This window comes from Variovorax sp. 01T439_2, assembly GCF_056398445.1.
Genome location: NZ_JBFTPJ010000557.1, coordinates 1 through 3,955, shown reverse-complemented (window position 1 = coordinate 3,955; position 3,955 = coordinate 1). Strand labels below are relative to the sequence as shown.

Genomic DNA, 3,955 nt, shown 5'->3' with positions numbered 1-3,955 from the left:
GCTGCGCAACCAGCGCATCGAGACGGTGGTGCTCAACGGCGGCTTCACCGACTGCTGCGTGCTCAACACGGCCTTCGACGGCAGCAACCGCAACTACCGCGTGATCGTGCTGCGCGACCTGGTGCGCGGCACCGACGCGCACCTGGAAGGCGCGGCGCTTGCGATGGTGTCGCTGCACCTGGGGCTGGTGCTCGACTCGGCCGAACTGCTGCGCCAGTGGCGCGGCTGAGGGTCCGTCAGCCCGCCAGTCCCAGCCAGCGGCGCACCACGGCCTGCATGTCGCCCTGCGCGGATTCCCACACCACCTCGGGCGCCGCCACGTGCACGCCCGGCGGCGCGATGCGCAGCGCGAGGTCGACCAGTTCGGCCACCTTCGACGCGCGCACCGGCTGCTCGCTGCTCGGCACCATGAAGCGCACGATCGAGAGCATCCAGGCCGCGAGCCTTTCGGCGGGGTTGGCGAACTTGGCGTTGAGCGGCTTGCGAGCCGAGCGCACGAGGATCACGCGGTCGAAGCCGTTGGCGACCACGGCCTGCTCGTCGAGGCTCGCGAGCCCGCGCTTGAGCGCCTCGGGCAGCTTGCCCTGGTCGTGCGGCTGCACGATGGCCAGCGTGCGCACGCCGCAGGCGCGCAGCCAGCGCGCGAGCTCGGGCAGGTCCGAAGGCTGCGGCACCCAGAGCGCGCGTTCGCGGTCGTGGTAGAGCCGCGGCGGGTCGAAGGCGATGACGGCGCTGTCGGCCGATGCCAGCGGCCATTGCGCGATCGGCAGGCCGGGGGCGAGGTAGGTTTCGACGCCGCGCAGGCCGTCGCGGATCGGCTCGCGCGCCAGCACGCGCGCATGGGCGAAGCGGTGGCTGCCCGCAAGCCGGCGCAGCAGCTCCTGGCCCAGGGCGCCGGTCGCGCCGGCCACCAGCAGCGTGCCGGTGRCTACCGCTGCAACGGGCAATGCGGCCGCGCGGTTGGCGCCCCGCAGGGCTTGGAGAGGATCGAGGGCCATGGAGCCTTCTATGCTAACTTCGGCTTCCATCTGCGGAGGTAATGCAAATGACGATGATGAAACGCTGGCTCCTGATTCTTGCTGCGGCGCTTTCGCTGAGCGGCTGCGGCTACAACCAGTTCCAGTCGCTCGACGAGGCCAGCAAGTCGGCCTGGAGCGAGGTGCTCAACCAGTACCAGCGGCGCGCCGACCTGGTGCCCAACATCGTGGCCACCGTGAAGGGCGAGGCCAGCTTCGAGCAGGACACGCTTACCAAGGTGATCGAGGCGCGCGCCAAGGCCACCTCGATCCAGGTGACGCCCGAGACGCTCAACAACCCCGAGGCCTTCAACAAGTTCCAGCAGGCGCAGGGCGAGCTCTCTTCGGCGCTGTCGCGGCTCATGGTGGTGGCGGAGCGCTATCCGGAGCTCAAGGCCAACCAGGCCTTCCGCGACCTGCGCGTGACGCTCGAAGGCACCGAGAACCGCATCACCGTGGCGCGCAACCGCTACATCCAGACGGTGCAGGAGTACAACGTGCTGGCGCGCAGCTTCCCGACCAACATCACGGCCAAGATCTTCAGCTACCAGCCCAAGCCCAACTTCTCGGTGCAGAACGAAGCGCAGATCTCGACGCCGCCGACGGTCGATTTCTCGGCACCCAAGAAGTAAGCAAGACACCCGCCTGATGGCCCTTGCCCTCTTCCGCCGTGTGCTGGCCACCGTCCTGCTGGCCGCGGCTGCATGGGCCGGCCTTGCGGGAGCGGCATGGGCGCAGGGCCTGCTGCCGGTGCCGGCGCTCACGGCGCGGGTGATCGACCAGACGCAGACGCTGGCCGAATCCGAGCGCGCCGATCTCGAGGCCAAGCTGGCCGCGTTCGAGCAGCGCAAGGGCTCGCAGATGGTGGTGCTGATGGTGCCCACCACCGCTCCCGAAGACATTGCGAGCTACGCCAACCGCGTGGGCAATGCCTGGAAGATCGGGCGCAAGGAGGTCGGCGACGGCATCCTGGTGATCGTGGCCAAGAACGACCGCAAGATGCGCATCGAGGTGGCCAAGGCGYTCGAGGGCGCGGTGCCCGACCTCGCAGCCATTCGCATCATCGACGAGGAGATGAAGCCGCGCTTTCGCAACAACGACTTCGCGGGCGGGCTGAACGCGGCCGTGGCCCGGCTCATCGGGCTGGTCGATGGCGAGGCGCTGCCCGCGCCTTCCGGCAGCGGCGGCGGCAGCAGCAGCAAGGATTCCAGCGAAGGCATCGACTGGGAGAACCTCGCGATCTTCCTGTTCGTCGGCGTCTTCGTTGCGGCACCGATCGTGCGCTCGATCGCCGGCAAGAAGCTGGGCTCGGTGGTCATGGGCGGCGGCATCGGCGTGATTGCCTTCCTCATCACGACCAGCATCGTCATCGCGGTGCTGGCGGGCATGGCGGCGCTCATGGTGTCGCTGTTCTCGGCCGTGGCGGCGACGAGCCCGGCGCGGCGCGGCGGTGGTGGTGGTGGCGGATTCGGCGGCTGGGGCGGCGGCGGTGGTGGCGGCGGCTGGAGCAGTGGCGGCAGCAGCGGTGGCGGAGGCTTCAGCTCCGGCGGCGGTGGCGATTTCGGGGGCGGCGGCGCCTCGGGGGACTGGTAGGCATGGCAACGGCAACGCTTTTCTCGAAGCTGGCCCGCATCTGGCGCCACCAGTGGATGGACGAGGCCGATGTGCGGCGCGTGCTGCCCGATGCCGCCATGGAGCGCCTGGCGGCACGCGTGGCCGCGAGCGAGCGCCGCCACAGCGGCGAGATCCGCATCTGCGTCGAAGCGGGCCTGCCATGGTCCTACCTGCGGCGCCATGCCTCGGCGCGCGAGCGTGCCGTCACGCTGTTCGGCAAGCTGCGCGTGTGGGACACCGCGCACAACAACGGCGTGCTCATCTACCTGCTGCTGGCCGAGCATGCGATCGAGATCGTGGCCGACCGCGGCATCGATGCGCACGTCGACGATGCCGAATGGGCCGCGATGGCGCAGCGCATGGGTGCGGCCTTCCGCGAGGGCCGCTTCGAGGACGGGCTCACGCAGGCGCTGGAAGAAATGTCGGCCTTGCTGGTGGCGCACTTTCCGCTGGCCGAGAACGAGCCCGACACCAACGAGTTGCCCGACGAGCCCGTCGTCCTTTGAATTTCTCCCTCCCCTTCCGGGGGAGGGCCGGGGTGGGGGCAAGCGGCGCTGAAATGGGGCACGCTCTGGCAGCCCCCATCCCAAGCTTCCCCCGGGAGGGGAAGGAGCTCAACCCCTTACTCCGATGGCGGCAGCGCCCACACGCTTTTTCCGCCCACCGCATAGAAGCGCCGCCCCGGCGCGCGCTCCATCAACCAGCCGCCCGTGAACTCGCCGAAAGCCGGCAGCACGGCCTGCTGCGCATCGCTCGCGAAGCACGGCAGCCGCACGCTGTCGCGCCCCGGCCCGTAGAGCCGGCAGACGGGATGCAGGTGCCCCGCGAGCACGAAGTGCGTGGCATGCGCCTGCGGATGGTGGCAGCAGGCAAAAGGGCCGAGCAGATAAGGCTCGTCGACCACCTCGATGCCGAGCTCGGCGGGCGGATCGCCCGCGCGGCTGTCGTGGTTGCCCCGCACCAGCGTCATGCCGATGGACGCATGCACGGCGCGCCAGGCGGCCAGCGCTGCCAGCACCTGCGGCGTGCGCGCCTGCGCCGCATGCAGGAAATCGCCAAGGAACACGATGCGCTGCGGCGCATGGGCCGCAATGAGCGCGTCGAGCCGCGCCAGGTTCTCCTGCGTGGTGCCGCCCGGCACCGGCTGGCCGAGCGCGCGGTAGGTCGCGGCCTTGCCGATGTGCAGGTCGGCAATGAACAGCACGCGGCCATCGGGCCACCAGATGGCGTGCTCGGGCAACAGGTGCAACAGTTCGCCGGCCCACTGGACCGGGAGCGCCGATGCTGGGAGATTCGAAGCGGTCACGGGCCACGAGTGTCGCAAA

Annotated in this window: 6 protein-coding genes; 4 read left to right on the top strand and 2 right to left on the bottom strand. The window is 69.9% G+C overall.

Annotated elements, in window-relative coordinates:
• A partial coding sequence (locus AC1DOC_RS23135) for a cysteine hydrolase family protein (protein ID WP_478130564.1) occupies positions 1–229 on the top strand: 229 nt, incomplete at its 5' end.
• Between the two features lie 7 nt (positions 230–236).
• On the opposite strand, the gene AC1DOC_RS23130 is transcribed toward AC1DOC_RS23135, so the two are convergent.
• Positions 237–998, bottom strand: coding sequence for a Rossmann-fold NAD(P)-binding domain-containing protein (locus tag AC1DOC_RS23130; RefSeq protein ID WP_478130563.1), 762 nt, complete (start codon positions 996–998; stop codon positions 237–239).
• A gap of 56 nt (positions 999–1,054) precedes the next feature.
• Here AC1DOC_RS23130 and AC1DOC_RS23125 point away from each other — a divergent pair, with 56 nt between their 5' ends.
• Genes AC1DOC_RS23125 through AC1DOC_RS23115 form a run of 3 tightly spaced genes read left to right on the top strand, consistent with a single transcriptional unit; the run spans position 1,055 to position 3,136 of the window.
• The gene (locus tag AC1DOC_RS23125; RefSeq protein ID WP_027730126.1) at positions 1,055–1,648 is read left to right on the top strand and encodes a LemA family protein; all 594 of its coding nucleotides are present in this window, start codon (positions 1,055–1,057) and stop codon (positions 1,646–1,648) included.
• Between the two features lie 16 nt (positions 1,649–1,664).
• Positions 1,665–2,609 carry a TPM domain-containing protein gene (locus tag AC1DOC_RS23120; RefSeq protein ID WP_478130562.1) on the top strand — a complete coding sequence of 315 codons (945 nt, stop codon included), beginning with the start codon at positions 1,665–1,667 and terminating at the stop codon, positions 2,607–2,609.
• 2 nt (positions 2,610–2,611) lie between these two features.
• Positions 2,612–3,136 carry a TPM domain-containing protein gene (locus AC1DOC_RS23115; protein WP_015867615.1) on the top strand — a complete coding sequence of 175 codons (525 nt, stop codon included), beginning with the start codon at positions 2,612–2,614 and terminating at the stop codon, positions 3,134–3,136.
• 116 nt (positions 3,137–3,252) lie between these two features.
• On the opposite strand, the gene pdeM is transcribed toward AC1DOC_RS23115, so the two are convergent.
• Entirely contained in the window at positions 3,253–3,936 is a 684-nt protein-coding gene (gene pdeM / locus AC1DOC_RS23110) for a ligase-associated DNA damage response endonuclease PdeM (protein WP_015867616.1), read from the bottom strand.
• Positions 3,937–3,955 lie beyond the last annotated feature (19 nt).

Bases quoted from the DNA above. Each gene is read 5' to 3' on its own strand.
- AC1DOC_RS23125 (WP_027730126.1), top strand. From the start codon at position 1,055: ATGAAACGCTGGCTCCTGATTCTTGCTGCGGCGCTTTCGCTGAGCGGC.
- AC1DOC_RS23115 (WP_015867615.1), top strand. From the start codon at position 2,612: ATGGCAACGGCAACGCTTTTCTCGAAGCTGGCCCGCATCTGGCGCCAC.